Annotated in this window: 11 protein-coding genes; 3 read left to right on the top strand and 8 right to left on the bottom strand. The window is 37.2% G+C overall.

Features of this window, described 5'->3' with window-relative positions; translation table 11 throughout:
- The first annotated feature begins 50 nt into the window (after positions 1-50).
- Together A8L32_RS14790 and A8L32_RS14785 are read left to right on the top strand one after the other, a co-directional pair.
- Positions 51-2399, top strand: a complete 2349-nt coding sequence (locus A8L32_RS14790; RefSeq protein WP_075590866.1) for a DUF2339 domain-containing protein — start codon at positions 51-53, stop codon at positions 2397-2399.
- The gene (locus A8L32_RS14785; RefSeq protein ID WP_075590865.1) at positions 2392-3624 is read left to right on the top strand and encodes a DUF3999 family protein; all 1233 of its coding nucleotides are present in this window, start codon (positions 2392-2394) and stop codon (positions 3622-3624) included. The genes A8L32_RS14790 and A8L32_RS14785 overlap by 8 nt, the downstream gene beginning before the upstream one ends.
- Before the next feature lie 262 nt (positions 3625-3886).
- Here the strand turns inward: A8L32_RS14785 and A8L32_RS14780 are convergent, their stop codons facing one another.
- From A8L32_RS14780 to A8L32_RS14755, 6 genes are all read right to left on the bottom strand, one after another.
- Entirely contained in the window at positions 3887-5419 is a 1533-nt protein-coding gene (locus tag A8L32_RS14780) for an alpha-L-fucosidase (protein WP_083631355.1), read from the bottom strand.
- Positions 5420-5451: 32 nt separating this feature from the next.
- The gene (locus A8L32_RS14775) at positions 5452-7314 is read right to left on the bottom strand and encodes a sulfatase family protein (protein ID WP_075590864.1); all 1863 of its coding nucleotides are present in this window, start codon (positions 7312-7314) and stop codon (positions 5452-5454) included.
- Positions 7315-7330: 16 nt separating this feature from the next.
- Entirely contained in the window at positions 7331-8842 is a 1512-nt protein-coding gene (locus tag A8L32_RS14770; protein WP_075590863.1) for an alpha-L-fucosidase, read from the bottom strand.
- 122 nt (positions 8843-8964) lie between these two features.
- Entirely contained in the window at positions 8965-10266 is a 1302-nt protein-coding gene (locus A8L32_RS14765) for a glycoside hydrolase family 117 protein (protein WP_075590862.1), read from the bottom strand.
- Between the two features lie 267 nt (positions 10267-10533).
- On the bottom strand, positions 10534-13368 hold the full coding sequence (locus tag A8L32_RS14760; RefSeq protein ID WP_075590861.1) for a glycoside hydrolase family 2 protein: 2835 nt from the start codon (positions 13366-13368) through the stop codon (positions 10534-10536).
- Between the two features lie 149 nt (positions 13369-13517).
- The gene (locus A8L32_RS14755; RefSeq protein WP_075590860.1) at positions 13518-16349 is read right to left on the bottom strand and encodes a glycoside hydrolase family 2 TIM barrel-domain containing protein; all 2832 of its coding nucleotides are present in this window, start codon (positions 16347-16349) and stop codon (positions 13518-13520) included.
- 213 nt (positions 16350-16562) lie between these two features.
- On the opposite strand from A8L32_RS14755, the gene A8L32_RS14750 reads away from it, so the two are divergent.
- Positions 16563-17711 carry a hypothetical protein gene (locus tag A8L32_RS14750; RefSeq protein WP_075590859.1) on the top strand — a complete coding sequence of 383 codons (1149 nt, stop codon included), beginning with the start codon at positions 16563-16565 and terminating at the stop codon, positions 17709-17711.
- A 71-nt stretch (positions 17712-17782) separates the two neighbouring features.
- On the opposite strand, the gene A8L32_RS14745 is transcribed toward A8L32_RS14750, so the two are convergent.
- Both A8L32_RS14745 and A8L32_RS14740 read right to left on the bottom strand, forming a co-directional pair.
- Complete coding sequence (locus A8L32_RS14745) at positions 17783-19270, bottom strand: UxaA family hydrolase (RefSeq protein ID WP_075590858.1); 1488 nt, start codon at positions 19268-19270, stop codon at positions 17783-17785.
- 33 nt (positions 19271-19303) lie between these two features.
- On the bottom strand, positions 19304-20755 hold the full coding sequence (locus A8L32_RS14740) for a tagaturonate reductase (protein WP_075590857.1): 1452 nt from the start codon (positions 20753-20755) through the stop codon (positions 19304-19306).
- Positions 20756-20886: the final 131 nt, after the last annotated feature.

Below are 20886 nucleotides of genomic sequence, written 5' to 3'. Positions count from 1 at the left end.
CCAAAATTTGTACTTTGCGCTAAGAAAACCAAGAACCAGATAATCTATATATGAATAACTCAAGTGAAAAGATTAACCAGTTGGAGCATAAACTAGACTTACTAGTGAACCAGCAAATTGAGTTTTCGAGGGATGTAGCTGAACTTAGAAAGCAGCTTAGAGAACTCAAAAAAGAAGAGGAGGTTTCATCTGTAAAAGAAATGATTGATGATACAGAAACTCCTAAGGTTAGTAAATTGGAATTGCCTGATGACAATATTTCAGTTCAGGAGATTCCTGTTTCGAAACCCACTCAAGCCATAGATAGTGAAAAACTTTTGGCTGATTATAAAAAGAGCAGAAACTCAATTAGCTTAGAGAAATTTATTGGCGAAAATTTATTGAATAAAGTTGGTATTGCCATATTGGTTATTGGTATTGCTATCGGTACTAAATATTCTATCGATAACAATCTAATCAGTCCTTTAGGAAGAATTATACTAGGTTACCTAAGTGGTATTGGTTTGTTATTAGTGGGTATGAAATTACGCGCTAAGTACGAAAATTATAGTGCTGTTTTGGTGAGTGGAGCGATGACTACCATGTATTTTATCACCTATGCAGCTTATAGCTTCTTTGGATTAATACCTCAGTTTTTAACCTTTGCTTTGATGGTGGTATTTACCATCTTTACGGTAATTGCTGCCTTGTCGTATAAACGGCAGGTTATTGCTCACATAGGTATGGTTGGAGCGTATGCAGTGCCGTTTTTATTGAGTAACGAAAGTGGTAATGCCTTAGTTTTGTTTACGTATATGGCCATTATTAACATTGGTATTTTAGTTGTTTCCTTTAAACAATATTGGAAACCCTTGTACTATGTATCCTTTGGTTTAACCTGGTTAATATATTTTTCCTGGTACTTCTCTAGTTTTGATTTTGATATGCAGTTTTCGCTTGCCTTAGTTTTTGCTAGCATATTCTTTATTTCGTTCTACATTACTTTTTTAGCCTATAAAATAAACCAAAACGAAACGTTCAAAAAATTTGATTTAATACCGTTGCTTTCCAATTCATTTATTTTTTATGGAATTGGCTATGCTCTTTTAAGTACCAACGAAGTTTATGATCAGTTTCTTGGGCTATATACTTTGGTCAATGGAATGATTCATTTAATGGTCGGATTATTTATTCATAAGAAGAAATTGGCAGATAGAAACTTATTTTATTTTGTAGTTGGCTTGGTGCTGGTATTTGTTACTATAGCCATTCCTGTACAATTGGATGGAAACTGGGTTACTTTACTTTGGTTATGTCAGGCAGTTTTGTTGTATTGGATAGGGAAAACAAAACAAGTTTCTTTGTACGAGGTAATGGCTTATCCTTTGATGTTAATTGCTTTCGGAAGTTTATTGCACGATTGGGCTGAAGGTTATCAAGTGAGTTATTACGCTAAAGAAACTATTGAATCGAATGTGATAAATATTTACTTTTTAACCTCCATTGTAGCAATAGCTGCTTATGGTTATATGCAATATTTATCGGGCAAATATGCTGCTTCGCTAAAGGATTACCCAAAGTCATCTTCATTTATATATTATGCGCTTCCAGCCGTTCTGGTATTTGTAATTTACTATGCTTTACATCTTGAAATTAGTTTGTATTGGGATACAAAGTTTGTAGAATCCTGGATTGATATAAAGAAAGATGAATCTACTTATGATGGTTTTGTTAAAAACTTCGACATCAATAAATTTAAAACGATGTGGCTTTTTAACTACACCTTTTTATTTGCTGCGTTGGGCTTTATTGTCAATGTTAAAAAAATAAAGAATACAACATTTACCTATGCTATGGTTATTATAGCCAGCCTTACTATGTTTCTGTTTATAACTAACGGTATTTATACTTTAGGTGAGTTAAGAGATAGCTTTGTAAGTCAAGAAAACGCACAATACTATAAAATAAGTTTCTTTCATGTGGCAGTACGTTATGTGAGTATTTTATTGGTTGGACTAACTATTTACACTGGATATTTAAACTTTAAAAATGTACAGGTTGCAAAGCACATAAAAATTGGATTCGAACTGTTTATTCATGCTACTATCTTAGTTTTGTTGGCTAATGAACTAATAACTTGGTTGTCTATTTATGAAGTGGAATCGGCCTACAAAACAGCCTTGAGTATTTTATTGGGTGTTTATGCATTGTTTTTAATTGTTGTAGGTATTCGTCAGAATAAAGCACATTTAAGGATATCGGCTATTGCTTTGCTAGGCTTGACTTTATTAAAATTATTTTTCTACGATTTAGTGAATTTACGCACCATTGAAAAAATTATTGTTTTTGTAGCCTTAGGTCTTCTATTGCTTATTATATCGTTTTTGTATAACAAGTACAAACCTGTATCCAATGAATAAAAGAGTCATTTATATATTTATTCTGAGTTTTATTACGAGCCATATTTTTGCTCAACAGTCAGATTATAAATACCAACGAGAGATTGTTGGAGTGGATAGTCTTTGGCATCAATTGACATTGCCGGATGATATATACCCATTCATAAATCAAGACTTAAGTGACCTGAGAGTAATTGGGGTTACCGGCAGGGAAGATACCATTGAAGCGCCATATGTTTTATCAGAAAAGGCAACGGCTTATGATTATGAAGAAGTGGAATTTGCTATTATAAATAAAACACGCAATAAATCGGCCTACTATTATACTTTTCAGCTAAGTAAAGAGATGGCGATTAATGAAATTAAACTCGATTTTAAGAAGGACAACTATGATTGGAATGTGCAGTTAGAAGGAAGTCATAACCAGAAAGAGTGGTTTACGGTTTTAAGCGATTATCGCATTGTTTCTATTAAAAATGAAATGACCGATTATCACTTTTCAAAGTTGAGTTTTCCAAATGCTAATTTTGAGTTTTTTCGTTTGAAAATACCAAGCAATAAAAATCCACGACTAAAGAATGCTAAACTGGTTCATGCAGTGGTTAAGGAAGGTGAAGAGAGAAAGTTTACCATTAAAAATACTCGCCTTGTTGAAAATGATAAAAACCACACTACAGAAGTATTTGCTCAATTGGATAAAAGTGTACGCATATCTAAAATTAAAATAAAGGTAAAAGATGAGTTCGATTATTATCGCCCTGTAACTTTATCTTATTTAAAAGATAGTGTGAAAACTGAAACAGGATGGATTTATAACTACGAGAATTTAGCTTTTGGTACTCTAAATTCTTTAGGTAAGAATGAGTTTGCCATAAAAAGTAGAACAATCAATAACCTAAGATTGCGCATCGAAAACAAAGAAAATGAGCCTTTAAATATTGGCTTAATTGAAGTAACGGGTTATACCAATGTAATGACTATTCGTTTTGCAAAACCAGGAAAATACATACTTTGCTATGGCAATGAAACAGCGCGTAAACCTGTTTATGATATTCAGCGCTTTATAAATCGAATTCCTCAGGATAGTTACTTTGTTACGCTGGGTAAGCACACCTTAACAAAATCAGTTGAAGTAGAGCCAGCTAAAAATATAATTTCTAAATATTGGCTTTGGGCTATTATGTTAGTTGTAATTGCCTTGTTAGGATGGTTTTCTGTTAAACTCTTAAAAGAGGATAAAAGTTAAAAACGGGTGAGAAAACTGCACAAGGACTAATAAAAATTGCACAAGGACGACTATTAACGACACAAGGAGTGTAAAAAACTGCACAAGGACTACTTTAAATAGCACAAGAATTAATTAAAGTTGCACAAGAGGTAGTAAATATTGCACAAGGAGTATTGGTGGTAGGGTGTTTTTTATGTTTTACAATGTTAGAGTGTGGCTATATGCACCAAACAAATGCCACACTCCAACTACAAATAAAGCCTTAACTGCTAATCGCAATCTACTCTAGTTCTAATTTTAGAACTGTAGCGATAGGGTTGTATTCTACCTCTGGCATATTAATCAACAAAGTTTGTGGAGTGAGTTTCCATTCTACTTTTGCGTCAGAACCCATTAATTTTATATTCTTAATTGGAGAAGGTGGTTGATTGCGATGGAATCCACCAATAGCTCTCATTTTAATTGGTTTTCCGCTTTCAGGTACGCCTAAAAAGAATACGTACATCGACTTTTTATCCTTGGCTATAGTGTAACGAACATCTTTAGCTGAGTATTTTATTTTAGCCGACTGACCATCGTGAGATGCATCTGAAGCATTGGCTGTACCGTACCCAAAAATATGAAACGGACGAGTACCATAAACCGCTTCGCCGTGTACTTTCATCCATGCTCCAATGTCTTTTAGTATATCACGCTGTTGCTGATTAATCACACCATCAGCACGAGGTGAAACATTCAATAAAACTGTACCATTTTTACTCCATACATCAATCATATTGCGCACCACCAAAGCAGCGTCTTTATATTTTTCTCCTTCAACGTACATCCAACGGCTGTTACCTAGCGTTATATCAGTCATCCAAGGCAATGGATAGATATCTCTGCGACCACCTTGTTCCATATCATCAATGCCATATTCCCAAGGGATATCCTGATGTTTGCTACAAACCACCACTTCTTGCTTGTTTTTTAGTCCGCTATTAAAATGATAAGCCACCATCTCATTTATCTTCTGTTCAGGAATCATGTTTAGCCATGAGTCGTACCAAAGAATATCTGGTTGATATTTGTCTACCACCTCAATCACCTGATCTAACCAATATTGGTTAAAATCGTCGATATTTTCCCAGTTTCCGAATAGCTTACGAAGTTTAGGATCTGTTGTTGCTGTGGGTAGATCGGGATGATATGGGTAATGACTGTTAAAGCCGTTTTTGCCCCAATACTCAGGTGTATTTGCATTACGCTGACCGTTACGAGCATGGTGTAGTGTAGCTATGGTTTTAATATCTCTTTTACGTAGTGCTTGAAACATTTCGCCTGTGATATCTCGTTTAGGACCCATGTCAACCGAATTCCATGGATTAATTTCACTATCCCACATGGCAAAACCATCATGATGTTGGGCTACTGGACCAGCAAATTTAGCTCCTGTCATCTGAAAAAGGTCTGCCCAATCTTCAGCATCAAAATGCTCCGCAGTAAACATTGGAATAAAGTCTTCATAACCGAACTCATCAATGGGGCCAAAATTCTTTTCATGAAATTCGTTTACTCTATTGCCTTTTAAATACATGTTGGCAGGGTACCATGCCGAACCATAGGCCGGAACACTATACGGTCCCCAGTGAAAGTACATGCCTAATTTAGCATCTTGAAACCACTCTGGAGCAGCCTCGTGTTGACTTAATGATTCGAAATTAGGCTGATATTCTTTTGTTTTGATTGAATCAACAATTTTACTTGAATTATTGCTGCAAGAGCAGAAAGTAAGTGCAGCTGCTATCAAACCGAAAATTATATTTGTCTTCATTTTTATTCTTCTTAATATTAGATTTTTGAGATTTACTGTTTTTGAAGAAAATCGACTCTTCTGGTTAACCAATCCTTTTTATAACGATCCTCATTTGCAGTTTCTATGATGGCTTCTCTATTCAATGTAAATTCTAAATCAGGCTCCAATGTCTTTAAAAGTGTAGCTGAGTTTAGAATTAATAGTATTTCTAAAGGATTTTGCGTTGAGCTTACCAGCTTTTGTAGCGGAAGCTGCGGATCAATATTTTTAGTTAGAGCCAAAAACTCTAATGCCCGCATCCTAACTAAAACTTCAGTATCTTCTTTCTCTATCTTTTTAATTAGAGGAATAAATTCAGCAGCTTCTTTATCAAAAGTGCTACACACTATTAAAGCCCAGTAACGTTTCCAAGGATTTGTAGATTCTAAGGCCTGTTGGATTTTGCCTTTAACTTCTCCATATGGTTTTAGTTGTAGGTCAGCAATTGCAATAAGCGTTTTAATTTCTGCTTGATGATTAACACCGAAACTAACGGGATTTTTACCAGCCTCTTTTTCTAAATATGCTTCGGGATAAAAACTTAAGTCATTATTAGAACTCACTATTTTATTAAGCTCGCCTCGCATATTTTTTAATGCTTTGGCATATTCAGGATGACCTGCCAAATTAACCGTTTCGTGCGGATCGTTTTCGATATCATACAAAGCCTCGGGTGCTCTTTTTTCAAAAAATGCCGATTGAATATCATTCAGTTTCTCTGCATCGTATAGTTCTTTCCATTCGCGGTAAGCAGTCTGCTTGTACCTGTAATTGTTATACAAACCATCTATATTAAATGGTTGATAGCTTCGCATGTATTTAAACTTTCCTTTGCGGTAGCTACGCACTAAATCGTATTTCTCGTCAAAACGATCAGCATGTCCAAAAGTCTCGTTTCTTTTGTTGAGTTTATTCAGAGAAATTCCTTTTCCTAAAAATGCTTTGCCATCCATTTGTTTAGGGATATCAATACCTGCTAAATGCAAAACGGTAGGAGCAAAGTCTATAAAACTAACAAAACCATCCACCCTAGATCCTGGTTCTGCAGGAAAAAGATGTTTCCATTTCTCGGGAATATAAACCACAAACGGAACTTGTAATCCACTTTCATAAATGTATCCTTTTGATCGAGGTAATGTTCCACCATGATCGCCATAATAGAATATAATGGTGTTGTCCATTAAGTTATCATCTTCCAGCTTTTTAAGGATAGCTCCAATGCGCTTGTCATCGTCTCTATGTTTGTCGTAATAATGGGCGTACGACGTTTTAAAAGTGGATGTATTAGGATGATAAGGATAAAGTTTTACGGTATTTGGTTTTGTGATTAAGGTAGCTTCATCTCGTTCATCGCAGAGTTTATGCATGCGACTTTCGTGCGTATCTTGTAAACTATACACTTGAAAGAATGGCTGACCTGGTTTTCTATCTCGATAAGATGCTTTTTTAGAGCAGGCATCCCATATTTCATGAATGTCAACATTGTAATTGTAGTCGGTTTTAGCACAGTTGGCCGTGTAATATCCCGCTTCCTTAAAATACTCAGGATAACTTTTTAAGCCCTCTGGAAAAGGAACCGCAAATGCATGCCTATGAAACTGACTTCCGGTGCGAGTGGCATAGCAACCACTTAGGAGTGTGCTTCGGGCTACTGAACAAACCGCACCATTTGAAAAAGCATGGTTAAATACCAATCCGTGGTTTGCCAGTTTTTCAACGTTGGGCATAGGCACTCCGTTTTCGGCATCGTACAAACGTAACCACCTGGCCGAATTATCTTCGGTGGTTATCCAAACAATATTGGGTTGCTCTTGTGCCGTTAGCGCGTTGAGCGATGTAAATAGGATTAATAAGATGAATGAAAATATGCGCATTTTTTAGTTCTTTATATTATCGATTGATTTTAAACACAAAAGCATTTTCGCAGGGTTTATCGTCTGGAAGAAAAATGTTAAAGCTTTCTTTGGATCTTTCCCAGGCAATATCTTCGTTGCTTCCAAGTAACTCAACGCTTTTTATCTTTTGATTATAAAGAGTTGAACTCAATGACTTGATAGAGATGATTCCATTTGCGGGCCAACCTAAAGCGATAGCATATAACTGACCATCTCGCGTTGTAAAACGAATATCCTTATCGCTAAAACCATCAAATTTTTGGTCGGCTAAATGACCTGTTAATGTTTCAGTTGGACCTTCACCATATTTTATCCATGGTCGACTTTTGTAAATGGCTTCTCCGTTTAGCTTTAACCATTTGCCCATTTCGCGTAAGCTTTGTTTTTGATCTTCAGGAATACTGCCATCAGGATGAGGCGCAACATTTAACAGTAAACAGCCATTTTTACTTACAATGTCAACCAAATCATCAATTAAGCGATTGGTGGAGTATAGCTTAATGTCAGTAGCCCAACTCCAGGTTTTTTGCGAAATAGAATTATCGGTTAACCATGGTTCCGGATATATTTCGGGCATTCTTGATCGTTCAAGATCAACGGTTCCTGTACCCAATGGAAAATCAGGACGTTTGAAGGTAAGTACAAAATCCTGTTTGTTTTTGGCTGCATTGTTATATGCATAAGCCATCATTTGACGACGCACATCTTCTGAAAGAATTTGAATACGATTATCAAACCAAAGCAAATCAGGCTTGTAGTTATCAACAATTTCTTTTACTTTTTCTAACCAAACGTGTTCGAATTGTTTGCTTGGCATGGGGTCTACATTATAGTATCCTTTAGCAGCTTTTACTCTCCAGGCCGATTCGGGTAGTTTTTCGCCATAAAGCGAACCTTCTTCAGGATCGTTGTAGCAATCTGTTCCTTCCATCCATGTTGGAAACCATCCCCACAACCAAGAATGATGCAAGCTAACAACGTATTTCATTCCACGTTTACGGATCGCTCTCTCCATTTCTGCAACCACATCTAGTTTAGGCCCCATATCTACCGAATTCCAAGGGTTTACTTTAGAATCCCACAAAGAAAATCCATCAGCATGTTCACCTGCGGGCCCTGCAAACTGAGCACCTGCTTCAACAAATAAATCAGCCCATTCATCGGCATTAAACTTCTCAGCGGTAAACATGGGGATGAAGTCCTTGTAACCAAATTCATCTAATGCTCCATATTTTTTTACATGGAACTTATGACTACCACTCCAGCTTTTGTACATATTGGTTCCGTACCAATCGGTATGGCCAGGACTTTGTGGTACGGAATAAACGCCCCAATGCGTGTAAATTCCAAACTTGGCATCTTGAAACCAGGTAGGGCATTCGTATTGCTTTAACGATTCCCAGGTTGGTTCAAAATTTTTTATGTTGGTGGTTTTCTTCTCAGAAGAATTGCAAGAAACCATAAACACAACAGCAACAGTTAATAAATACGATATTTTAGATTTCATACCTTGTGATTTAATCGTTAACAAATTTTTTATAATGAGCTTTTTTCATCTGTAAGCGTTACACCTCTGGTTCTGTTTAAACTATCCGGGGAACAGAGGTGATATAATAAAATTGTAGATGATTATTCTTGATGCTTAAGCGCTTCTGTTTGTTTTTTAATTCTATCCTTTTGCTTCCCGTTTAAACGGTGCGAAAAATGAAATTCAGGACTGTAGTTGTAATGGTGATGTTTCATATCATCGTCATGAATATCTTGGCTTAAGTCACAATCGAAGCGTACCAGCATCGTATGGTTCCAGTTGCCATCGGCATTTATAATATGAGAAATTCCCCAAGTAATACCACGACCATCTTTGGTGTCGGTAAAGGCATCAGGTACAAAAGGACCACCTGCCACAGGTAATAATTCGGTAATGGATGCAATTTCAAAGTTTACCCAGTCCTTTGCATACTGAATAGTATTATGCTCTTGTCCATCTCGTTGAACAATGGCTGCAACACCTTCTTTAAATGGAAATAAAGTAGTTTCGTGACCTGAATTGATAACAGGGTTTAAAGGATGCTTTACAAATGGCCCAAGTGGATCTTCAGCAATAGCTAAGCCTTGCATACGAATTTTTGATGGTTTTAATTCAGGGCGTTTATCAAAGTCACCTTTATAGTATAAATAGATCTTGCCATCATGAACTAATGGATATGGATCGTGGATGGAGAATTGATCCCAAGAACCATCCGGTCCGTTTGGAATAACAATTTTACCCGTATGATGCCACGGTCCATCAGGAGAATCAGCCCATGCAACAGAAACAGGACAGAAGTCACCACGTAAACCACTTGCTTCCATAAATGCCTGGAAATACAAATAATATTTACCATTGAATTTTAGAATGTCGGTAGTTGTTACTGAACGCCAACCTGGTTCAGGTTTTGGAGGACGAGGAACGGCAATACCTTCCTCTTTCCATGTAAATCCGTCTTCGGAAGTGGCGTACCAAATGTCTGATAAATCCCAGTCTGCTGAAGGGATGACATCAGTTGCTTCTTTAGCTCTTGACATGCCTACGGGTCTTACAGGTGATTTACGTCCTGTATAATACACATAGTACTTACCGTTTTCGTAGATCACTTTTGAAGGATCACGACGAGTTATCGTTCCATCTCCACCGTTGTAATCGAAACCTTTTAGTTTGGTGTATTTAAACTGTGTGTATAATTCACTCTGCTCCGGACGAATATTCTCATATGCATCATAGTTTCGTTCCACCGCGGCACTCAAAGGCCTGTTTGGTTTCTCTGAAGGAATAAAGAACGGGAATTCTTCATTCGTAGTTGTTTCTGTGGCTTCAACAGCTTCTGTTGTTTTATTTTGCTGGCAAGAAAAAAGAAATAAACTTGCTGTTAAAAGGAAAAATATTCTTTTCATAACTATATGTTTTTTCGTCTTAATTTATTTCAAATAATGGATTGAGATGTTCCGACGCAAATTTGCTATCGATATATGATCTAGTTTGTGATTCATCGGTTTTACTTAATTGTTTCCCCTGGGTTAAAACCCCGGGCTATTTATGTAGTACCCCATTGGGGTAATTTTAAAAATTCCATTCTTAGTTTTATTGATGAGTTTGAATGTTCATATTCAAGGCTTGAGAACAAGCATAACGCAGAAGGTGATATTCAAAACAATCAAGCATTAAAACTCAAACGTTAAATCAATAACAATAGGTTTATCATCATTACCAAAAATCATTTCTTCATTACTTGTAGGTCCTTGTTCTCCAATTTCCTTAAACTTAGATCCTATTGGAGGAACGTTTGTAACAAACGAAATGTCGCCTACTGGCCATTTGTGAACTGCAGAACCTTTTAGCGCATCTTCAGGCTGTTCGGGTGTTAGCATTCTTAAAAAAGTATACTTGCTATGACAATACACATTAAATCCGTTGTTGTTATTACCTCGTACCTGCGCCCAATATAAGCTGGAGAAGTAACCTTTAAACTCTGGGTATACCCAACCTGATTTTCCGGTTACCGTATTGTTGTAATCGTTTTCCCACACCTTCAATTGAGTTCCTTTCATGCGATTACGCCACACTCTATAAGGTCCATCGCCTAACCATTTCATACCAGCCACCTCTTCTTCAGGAAAGGAGAAAGTGATTCCATAAAAATCTTTTGTTTTACGGGTTCCTTTAATGCTTACTTTCAGGTCTACTAGTCCATTTGCATGAATGGTCCATTTAATAAAATCCTGCGTCATCTCAGGGCTTTCATGCCAGTCCCAATGCAGCCTCTTTTTCTCATACAGTGCAAATACTTCTACTTTATCTTTTGAAACCGAATAATACACCGTATCCAGTTTTGACTTATTGCCTAACATGATTGGCCCATTTGCTAAAGGAATAGTAGTACCATTTTTAACCACTTTTTTAAGCATACCAGTTGCAGATGAAAAAGTAAAATCTAATCCTTTGCTGGATACTTTAATACCTGCATTGAAGGCTTGAGCTGTTACTTCACCGTTGTTGGTATAGTTTACTTTGTTTTTATTGTAGTTAGCTGGAAGTTTTACAGGATACGACCAAGTGAAAATTTCCATTCCGTGCGCATCTGTTGCCGTTAAATAAAGTGCATCGGCATTTTGCCAGTTTTGTGGTAAATCAACCTTGAAAGAACCTTTTTGACTGGGCTCTATTGCAGGCAACTTAACCGTACTTTCATTAATTACTTTTTCCGTAGCAGAACCAGAAGGACCATCGAATTTTACCCATGTAGCTTTCATCGAACAAGCATTTAGCTTGGTATAGTGGTAACGGTTCTCCACTTTAAAAACTCCGTTAAAGCTTTCTCTGATATATCTGTCGTAAATAAAAATAGGTGACCATACTTCTTTAATGGTGAAGTAGCTTCCTTCTTTTTCTCCATAAGGACCTACAATGCCATCCGGAGCATGATTCCCATCTACATCAATTTCTCCGTTTTTATCTGTTCTAACTACGCCTTCATCAGCAAAGTCCCATAAAAAACCACCTGCCGATAAGGGCATATTCCACATTACTTTCCAGTACTCATCCAGTCCGGCACCATGTCCGCCATCGTAAAGACCGTGCATAAACTCAGTAGGGAAGGATATCTTATCTTTTGCATATCCATCATAAGCTAAACCATGATGAGGTAAATAATGGAAAGTATTGGTTTTTCCGAAAATACCCCAGGGATGAATCACTTCACGTTTTTGAATATCCCATTTGGCATATTCGCCATCTAATTCAGGGTTCCATCCTGTTTCGTTACCATTGTCCCAAATTACAATACTGGGGTGGTTCACATCGCGAATGACGGTTTCTTTTACAATCTTTTTACCTACTTCGGTATCCAGGTAAGGAACGTGCCAGGTACAAACTTCATCCAACACAAACAGACCTAGCGAATCACACACATCTAAAAAGTGAACATCTGGTGGATAATGTGACATACGAACGGCGTTCATATTCATATCCTTCATCATTTTAACATGCTCAATGCTTAGCGCTTTTGATGTAGTACGACCTGATTCGGGATGAAAACTATGACGATTTACTCCTTTAAACTTGATTTGTACACCGTTTACATAAATACCGTCACTCTCTCTAATTTCCACGGTTCGGAAACCGATACGTTGTGAGATGGTATGAAGCTCATTCCCATTTTTATCGTTTAAACTAATTTCAAGTTGATAAAGGTTTGGAGATTCTGGATTCCAGGTAAGGATATCAGTTGCTTTGGCAGAAACAGTAATTTTACCCTGGGATTTCTTTGTTTTAAGGTTATTGAATTCCTGAACAACTCTACCATCTAAGTCAAGCAGTTTGGCTGAAGCACTTTCTGCTTTTTTTGATTGAGTGAAAACATCTGCTGTTATTTCCCCATTGGCTTGTGCATCAATGGCTACACGCGTAATGTTTTCCTTAGGTAATACCTCTAGGTAAACAGGACGATAAATTCCTCCAAAAATCCAGAAGTCGGTATTGCGTTCGGCAAAGTTGATGGATTCATTCGACGACCATTTATCAACCTTTACTTCCAATACATTTTCTTTACCATATTTTAGTAATTTACTGATGTTATACTTGAACTCGTAGAAAGCACCTTGGTGAATTTCTCCAGCCAACTTGCCGTTGATTTTTACTTCGCAATCGGTCATTACACCTTCAAACACTATTTTTACTCCCTTACTTTTCCAATCGGCAGGTACGTTGAATTGATGTTTGTACAAACCATGTTCCTTGTGGTATTCTTTCTTCGCTTTGTAATCTCTACCATAATTGTAGTTTCCAAAGCCTTGTAATTCCCAGCACGATGGAACGCCAATTTTTTTCCACTCTCCACTTTGCATTCCGTCGGAAACAAAGAAGTCCCAATCAACGGTATTGTCTTTATCCGTTCCTGAGAGGTATTGAATTTGTGTTTTGGTTTGCGCTTGTAATACCTCAGGATTACTGAATAGTATAGTCGCAAAAAGGATAATTGTAGATAATATTTGCTTCATGAGAGTTATTTTTAAAAGCTGTACATTAAGGTGTTTCATGCAAAGGACGCGAAGGTTAGCGCAAAGGGCGCAAAGAATAAATACTTATCTAAACTCTTTGCGTTCTCTGCGTTTATTATGTTTGCGGCCTTTGCGAGGAATATTTATTATTAAAACTCAAAGGTTAAGTCCAATACAATTGGCTCATCATCGTTTCCAAAATAATGCTCTTGGCTCCCGTGAGGGCCTGTACTGTCTGAATACTGAAATTTTGTTCCAATTCCAGGTATATTCATCACAAATGAAATGTCTCCTTGCGGGAATTTTGGAATCACTTTATCCCTCTTATTATCTGCGGGAGAATCGGGTGTTAGCATGCGCAAATAAGTATGAGGCGTACGACAATAAACCGTAAATCCGTTGTTGTTATTTCCTTTAAGCTCCGACCAATATAAGCTAGAGAAAAAGCCTTTAAACTCAGGATATACAAATCCAGATTCTCCGGTAATGGTATTGTTATAATCATTTTCCCACACTTGGAAACGGGTTCCTTTCATACGGTTTCGCCACACACGATACGGACCATCACCTAACCATTTCATGCCAGCCACTTCTTCTTCAGGAAAGGAGAATGTAATACCTCTAAATCCTTTTAGGTTTCTAAAACCTTTAAACTCAACTTTTAAATCCAATAGTCCATTGGCATGTACCGTCCATTTTATAATGTCGGAGCGTTTTTCTTTAATGGTTGACCATGCCGGCATCCATTTAGTTTCTTCAAATACAACCTCTATCTCTGTTTTGTCGTCAGCGGCATTTACTTTTATATCAATGATTTCATCCTTCTGATTTAAAATAATTGGGCCATTATTTAGGGGAATAATTTTTTGGTCTTTCTTCACCTCACTTAATAAACCTGTTTCTTTAGAGAAAAGATAAGTTATTCCATTGGCCTCAACTCGAATAGTTTTATCTACGGTTTCGGTTTTAACAACTCCTGTACTGGCATAGTCAATCAGTTTGTTATTGGCATTTTTGGGTGTTGATACGGGATAACTCCAGGTGAATATTTCTTTGCCGTGTTGGTCGGTAGCTGTTAGGTGTAAAGCGTCTGCTGATTCCCAATGCTGGGGTTTATCAACCTTAAAAACGCCTTTGCTTAAAGGGGATAATGATGGTAGTTCCACTATGCTTTCAGATAGTACCTGGGACTTCTTGTCTCCTTTGGGGCCATCAAACTTAAGCCATTGAGCGGTCATTTTACAGCTTGAAAGATTGGTGTAATGGTAGCGGTTTTCTATTCTAAAAATGCCATTAAAATCATTTCTGATAAATCTATCCTCTATATAAATAGGAGACCAAATTTCTTTGATGGTAAAGTAACTGGCTTCTTTTTCTAGGTATGGGCCTACAATACCATCTGGTGCTTTGTTACCTTGCAAATCAATTTCTCCGTTTCTGTCTGTGCGCTCTATGCCTTCATCTGCAAAATCCCACAAAAAGCCTCCTGCACTTAAAGGTAAATTCCACATTTGTTGCCAGTAATCCTGCAAACCGGCACCATGTCCGCCGTCATATAATCCGTGTAAAAATTCTGTAGGAAAAAGTATTTTATCCTTTGAATAAGAATCATTTATTAATGAATGATAATGGCTGTAATGGATCGTATTTGTTTTTTTATAGATGCTCCACGGGTGTATCACCTCACGGTTTTGAATATCCCATTTAGCGTAGTCATCATCCACTTCAGGATTCCAACCTTGTTCGTTCCCGTTAGCCCAAAGTAAAATGGAAGGATGATTCACATCTCTAACCACCGTTTCTTTCACAATTTTACGAGCGACTTCAGTATCTAACATAGGATTATGCCAGGTGCAAATTTCGTCTATCACAAATAAACCCAAGGAGTCGCAAACATCTAAAAAGTGAATGTCAGGAGGATAATGTGCCATACGAACCGCATTCATATTCATGTCTTTCATCATTTCAACATGTTCTATGCTAATGGCTTTTGAAGTAGTACGGCCAGATGAAGGGTGAAAAGAATGACGATTTACTCCTTTAAACTTAATGCGTTCTCCGTTTACGTAAATTCCGTCTCCCTCTAATACCTCAACAGTTCTGAAGCCTATACGCTGATTAACTTGATGAAGTGTATTCCCTTTTTTATTTAAAAGGTTTACCTGTAAACTGTATAAGTGAGGTTTTTCTGGATTCCAGGTTTGAATGTTGCTTGCTTGGGCCGATATATTCCACTTATTATTTCCCTTGATCAGTTGATCTACCTTTAAATCTTGTACTTTATTTCCTTGTAAATCATAAAGAGCCAGACTTATATGGTCTCCTTTTTTTGATTCAATAAATACATCAGCCGATATTTTCCCATCTGCTTTGGCATCAATGGCTAATCGGTCTATGTTATCCTTAGGCGAGATAGATAAATATACAGGACGGTATATTCCTCCAAAAATCCAGAAGTCCGCCACACGCTCGGCATGGTTAATTGATTCATTGGCCGATATTTTATTCACTTTTACTTCAAGTAAATTTTCTACTCCATATTTTAGTAAATCTGTAATGGTATAGTTAAACTCGTAAAAAGCACCTTGGTGAATTTCGCCCGCCAACTTGCCATTAATCTTTACTTCAGCATCAGTCATTACACCTTCAAAGATGATTTTAACGTCTTTGTTTTTCCAATCGGCAGGAACCATAAAACGATGTTTGTATAAGCCATACTCTTTGGCTCTATTATCTTCGTCGTCGCTACCATAGTTATAATCGCCAAAGCCTTGTTGCTCCCAACAGGATGGTACGGCAATTTTAGTCCATTCACCGCTTTTACGGCCTTCGGAACAATAAAAATCCCATTCTACTTGGTGGTCTTTATCGGTTCCTGTTAAGTATTTAATTTCTGTAAGGTTTTGAGCCTTTAGTTGTACTGGAATAAACAGTTGTATCAACATGAATGGTACAATAACTGCCATAGAAATTTTAAGCATATACATAGATTTTAATTTGTCAGATTGTGAATGCATCTGGATTTTTTATTTCCTCTACCAAATCTACTCTAAAATCAATTATTTGACTACCTTTAACGTCGCTTTAACGGTAGCTATAACGGTTGTTAACGCTGTTGTATTTAATAGTATATCAGAGTTATAGCATAAGATACATAAATTAACAATTAATTGGCACTTTAGTGATTAAGTAATATGCTTTCCGAGGAAAAGAAACTGGAAATAACAGAGCGAATTGTAAAGAGCGATACGTTTAAAAATGCGCCTACGAGTATAGCTATTTTAAGGTATCTGGTACAAGCTAATATTGAAGAGCGCGAATTAAAAGAAGGTATAATAGATATTGAGTTTTTTGGCGCTAAAGCCGATTCGGATAAAAGCAACCCTAGGGTGAGGGTAAATATTTATAATTTACGAAATAAGCTGACGAAATATTATGGTGCTGAGGGTGCTGGCGAATTGTGGCATCTTAAAATAGAAAAAGGGCAGTATAGTTTAGAATTTGAGAAACAGCAGATTAATCGTAAACAGATTTCAACCAGTAGATATAAGCAAGTGCTACCGTATTTTTTACTTGTGGTAACCTTGGCGGCTTTTGTTTTTTCAAAACTTCCTGATTCTGCACCTCGCATTTGGAAGGGGTTTATAAAAAATGAGCATAACACAAACTTGTTTATTGGTGATGCTTTTGGTTATGGAGGACAAACCATTTCTGGCCTTAAAGGATGGACTCGGGATTTTAGTGTGAACAGTCCGGAGGAGTACTATAAAATGATTGAAGAAAATCCTGCCTTAAAAGATATGACCACTTTAGCGGATTTCAACTACTCCACCCGAATGGCAGAGAATGCCACGCATCACTTATCTCGTTTTTTAACGCAGTGGGGTAAGGATTTTGAAATAAAATATGCCACGCAAACTTCCTTTTTAGATATTAAAGACGGGAATACCATATACGTTGGGCGACTAAAAGACCAAACCAATTTTGTGTATTTGTTTAATGAAGCGAATCCGTATTTTAAAATTGAAGATATGATGGTTGAGTTTAGTCATCACCCATCCATTAAAGACACTAATATTGTGGTTAAAAGTGATTATAAAAGTTCTGATTTTACGATTGTTTCTAGATTTACGGGAGCCAATAATACGGAGCAATTCTTATTTTTCTCCGATCATGATATTGGTGTGATGGCAACGGTGGAGTTCTTTACCAACACAGATTCCTTGAAGGCTTTTACGCAAATGTATTTAAAAGATAAAACGAGCTTTACCGCTTTATTTAAAGCCAAAGGAAAAGAACGAACCAACCTTAAGTTAGAAACCATAATGGTAGTGCCGTTTTAAATCAAGTCATAAGTTAATAGTCATTGGTTAAAGGATATTATACCAATAACCAACAACTACAAACGAACATTTTATAATGTTACGCCACTTTTAAAGATGGCTAACTCTTTAAAATTTGAAATTTCGTGCTTTAATTCTTGTCCGCTGGCTATGTCAATAATAAAGTCGGTAAGCTCAACGCACAATTCTTTCATCGATTTTGATTCGAGTAGACTTCCTGCATTAAAATCCATCCAATTTTTTTTGCGATTAAATAAGGATGAGTTCGACGATATTTTCATGGTAGGAACAAAACTTCCGAAAGGTGTGCCTCTACCTGTGGTAAACAACACCATCTGACAGCCGGATAGAGCAAGAGCAGAGCTAGCTACTAAATCGTTTCCTGGCGACCATAATAAACTTAAACCCGGTTTTTTAATGGCATCACCATAATTTAATACATCAATAACTGTGCTGCCGCCGCCTTTTTGTACACAGCCTAATGATTTTTCTTCGAGCGTTGTTATGCCGCCCGCTTTATTTCCAGGCGAGGGATTTTCGTAAATCACCTGATTGTTTCTTCTAAAATAATCCTTAAAGTCGTTAATGAGCGTAACAATATCCTCGAAAACAACGGCGTCTTTAGCGCGATCCATTAAGGTAGTTTCAGCACCAAACATTTCGGGTACTTCGGTTAAAATGGTGCTGCCTCCCTGTGCAATTAACCAATCGGAAAAAGCACCCAGAAGAGGATTAGCCGTAATACCTGAAAAAGCATCACTACCGCCACATTTTAAACCTATTTTAAGTTTAGCAACAGGAACTTGGCTGCGCTCGTCGTTTTTCATTATGGCGGCCAGTTCTTTTACTATCTGCAAACCTGTTTCTACTTCATCCTCTACGTCTTGCGAAACTAAAAAACGAACACGCTCTTGATCGCACTCACCTATTTCTTCCTTCAGCTCTTTTATCTGATTGTTTTCGCAACCCAGGCCTAACACCAATACGGCCCCTGCGTTGGGATGATTAGCCGCTGCCGCTAAAGCTTTGCGCGTATTACTATGGTCATCTCCTAATTGCGAACAGCCATACTGATGGCTTAATACCATTATATCATCGATATGCGAAGTATCTGTTTCGGCCTTGAGCAGCTCAATAATTCTTTTGGCTTGCCCATTTACACAACCTACAGTGGGGATAATCCAAAGCTCGTTACGAATACCAACATCCCCATTTTTTCTGGGGTAACCCAGAAAAGTTTTGGGGCTCTTTTCGCTTTCTAATTTAGTTTGGGTAGGCGAATAACTATATTCAAGGTTATCGCTTAAGCCAGTTTTTAAATTTTGGGTATGAATATGCTCACCTTGTTTTATATCCGCCTTAGCGTGACCTATAGGAAAACCGTATTTTCGAACTATTTCTCCGCTTGGTATATCCTGGAGGGCTACTTTATGAGCTGCAGGAACATCTTGTATTAAGGTAATTTTAGTCCCTTCCACATCAAGCACGGTTCCTTGGGTTAAATCTTTTAGGGCAACGATAGCATTATCGTCTTTATGTATTTTTATATATTCTATCATATGGTATGTTTTATAGGCATTATACTCGTAGGCCTAAAGAGATTGAATGGCGGTTTTAATGCCTTGCTTTAAAATGGATTCGAGGTAAGATGTCACCGATTCGCATAAACCAGGAAGCGCGCACAAGTTTTCGTTCCACACACCTTCGTTCGATAATATTTGCTTTACTTTTTCGGCATTCGATGCATCGGAATCCCAAACACTTTTGATGAACTCAAGATGCTCAGCAGTGTCATTGGGTGTAAAATCAATGTTATTATGCGGGCTATATAAAACCAATAAGGCCGCTAAAGAAAACGAAAGTCGCTTAGGAATGGCCCCGTTTAACTGATGATAATCTTGTACAGAAGGGTAGTCTCTGGTAATCCATTTCGAAATAGAATTCAGCGAAATATCTTTCATAAAGTGTTTCACATAAGGATTGTAAAAACGCTCTAATATTTCATCGGCAAATACTTTTAAAGCATCCTGGTCTCCTTTAATGCATGGAATAACCTCCTGGCTCACCATCTGTTGTATAAAGTCTGCTAATACTTTATCATCAAAAGCCTCTTTTACTGTTTGATGGCCGCTTAATAAACCTACAGGCACAAGGGCGGTGTGCGATCCATTTAAAATCCTCACTTTTTTATCGCGGAATGCCGTCATATCATCTAACCAAACAACATTTAAACCAGCCTGGTCGAACGGGAATTTAGCCTGAACCGCTTGGGGTGCTTCAATGGCCCAAAGGTGAAAATATTCTCCTACAACAATCAAGTTATCCTCGTATCCTACGGCTTGCTGAAAGCTTTTAATATTGTCTTTTGGAAAACCAGGAACAATTCTATCCACCAGTGTATTGCAAAACGAACAGCTTTGGTTTAACCAAGTAATAAATGCTGGTTCTAGCTGATTAGAAGCCGCTAATTCTAACACAATCTCTTTTAATTTACTGCCATTGTGTTCAATTAGCTCGCAACAGAAAAAAGTTAATCCTTTATCGGATGCGCCATTAAAATGCTGAAAACGTTTATACAAAAGCTGACAAACCTTACCCGGAAACGACTTTGGTGGCGCCGCATTAATATCTTCATTATCTATTCTGGAAATTCCTGCCTCGGTAGTATTAGATACAACTAATTCTAGTTCTGGATGAAGGATATAATTGAGGTATTTTTCATACTCAGCATAAGGATTTATGGCGTCAATAATACAGTCAATTAATTCAGATTCCTTAACAGGCTGGCCATCCTTTATTCCTTCTAAAGCAACATGGTATAGGTTATCCTGTTTTTGAAGTAAATCAACCATACCTCTTTCGAGTGGCTGAACAACCACTACACCTGCATTTAAGTTAATGCTGTTATTGGCTTTGTGTATCATCCAGTCAACAAAGGCACGTAAAAAGTTACCCTCGCCAAACTGTAAAACCTTTACAGGATATTGTTTTGATGTGTTATAGGTAGTCCTGTTTAGTTGTGGTAATTGACTAGCGTTATCCATATTTATTGCTACTTAGTTTGTTTATAGTTTATAACTCGCCTTAAAAGCGTAAAAATTACCCTACAAATGTATGGGCTATTTAAGATGGGCTCAAGTACTATATTTATATTGACTGATACTATATTTTATAA

This window comes from Labilibacter marinus (assembly GCF_001659685.2).
GTDB lineage: Bacteria > Bacteroidota > Bacteroidia > Bacteroidales > Marinilabiliaceae > Saccharicrinis > Saccharicrinis marinus.
Note: the sequence above shows the minus strand (reverse complement) of the source record. Positions and strands in the feature narration are given on the sequence as shown.

Coding starts and splice junctions, on each gene's coding strand:
- A8L32_RS14790 (WP_075590866.1), top strand. CDS start 51: ATGAATAACTCAAGTGAAAAGATTAACCAGTTGGAGCATAAACTAGAC.
- A8L32_RS14785 (WP_075590865.1), top strand. CDS start 2,392: ATGAATAAAAGAGTCATTTATATATTTATTCTGAGTTTTATTACGAGC.
- A8L32_RS14780 (WP_083631355.1), bottom strand. CDS start 5,419: ATGAAGACAAATATAATTTTCGGTTTGATAGCAGCTGCACTTACTTTC.
- A8L32_RS14775 (WP_075590864.1), bottom strand. CDS start 7,314: ATGCGCATATTTTCATTCATCTTATTAATCCTATTTACATCGCTCAAC.
- A8L32_RS14770 (WP_075590863.1), bottom strand. CDS start 8,842: ATGAAATCTAAAATATCGTATTTATTAACTGTTGCTGTTGTGTTTATG.
- A8L32_RS14765 (WP_075590862.1), bottom strand. CDS start 10,266: ATGAAAAGAATATTTTTCCTTTTAACAGCAAGTTTATTTCTTTTTTCT.
- A8L32_RS14760 (WP_075590861.1), bottom strand. CDS start 13,368: ATGAAGCAAATATTATCTACAATTATCCTTTTTGCGACTATACTATTC.
- A8L32_RS14755 (WP_075590860.1), bottom strand. CDS start 16,349: ATGCTTAAAATTTCTATGGCAGTTATTGTACCATTCATGTTGATACAA.
- A8L32_RS14750 (WP_075590859.1), top strand. CDS start 16,563: ATGCTTTCCGAGGAAAAGAAACTGGAAATAACAGAGCGAATTGTAAAG.
- A8L32_RS14745 (WP_075590858.1), bottom strand. CDS start 19,270: ATGATAGAATATATAAAAATACATAAAGACGATAATGCTATCGTTGCC.
- A8L32_RS14740 (WP_075590857.1), bottom strand. CDS start 20,755: ATGGATAACGCTAGTCAATTACCACAACTAAACAGGACTACCTATAAC.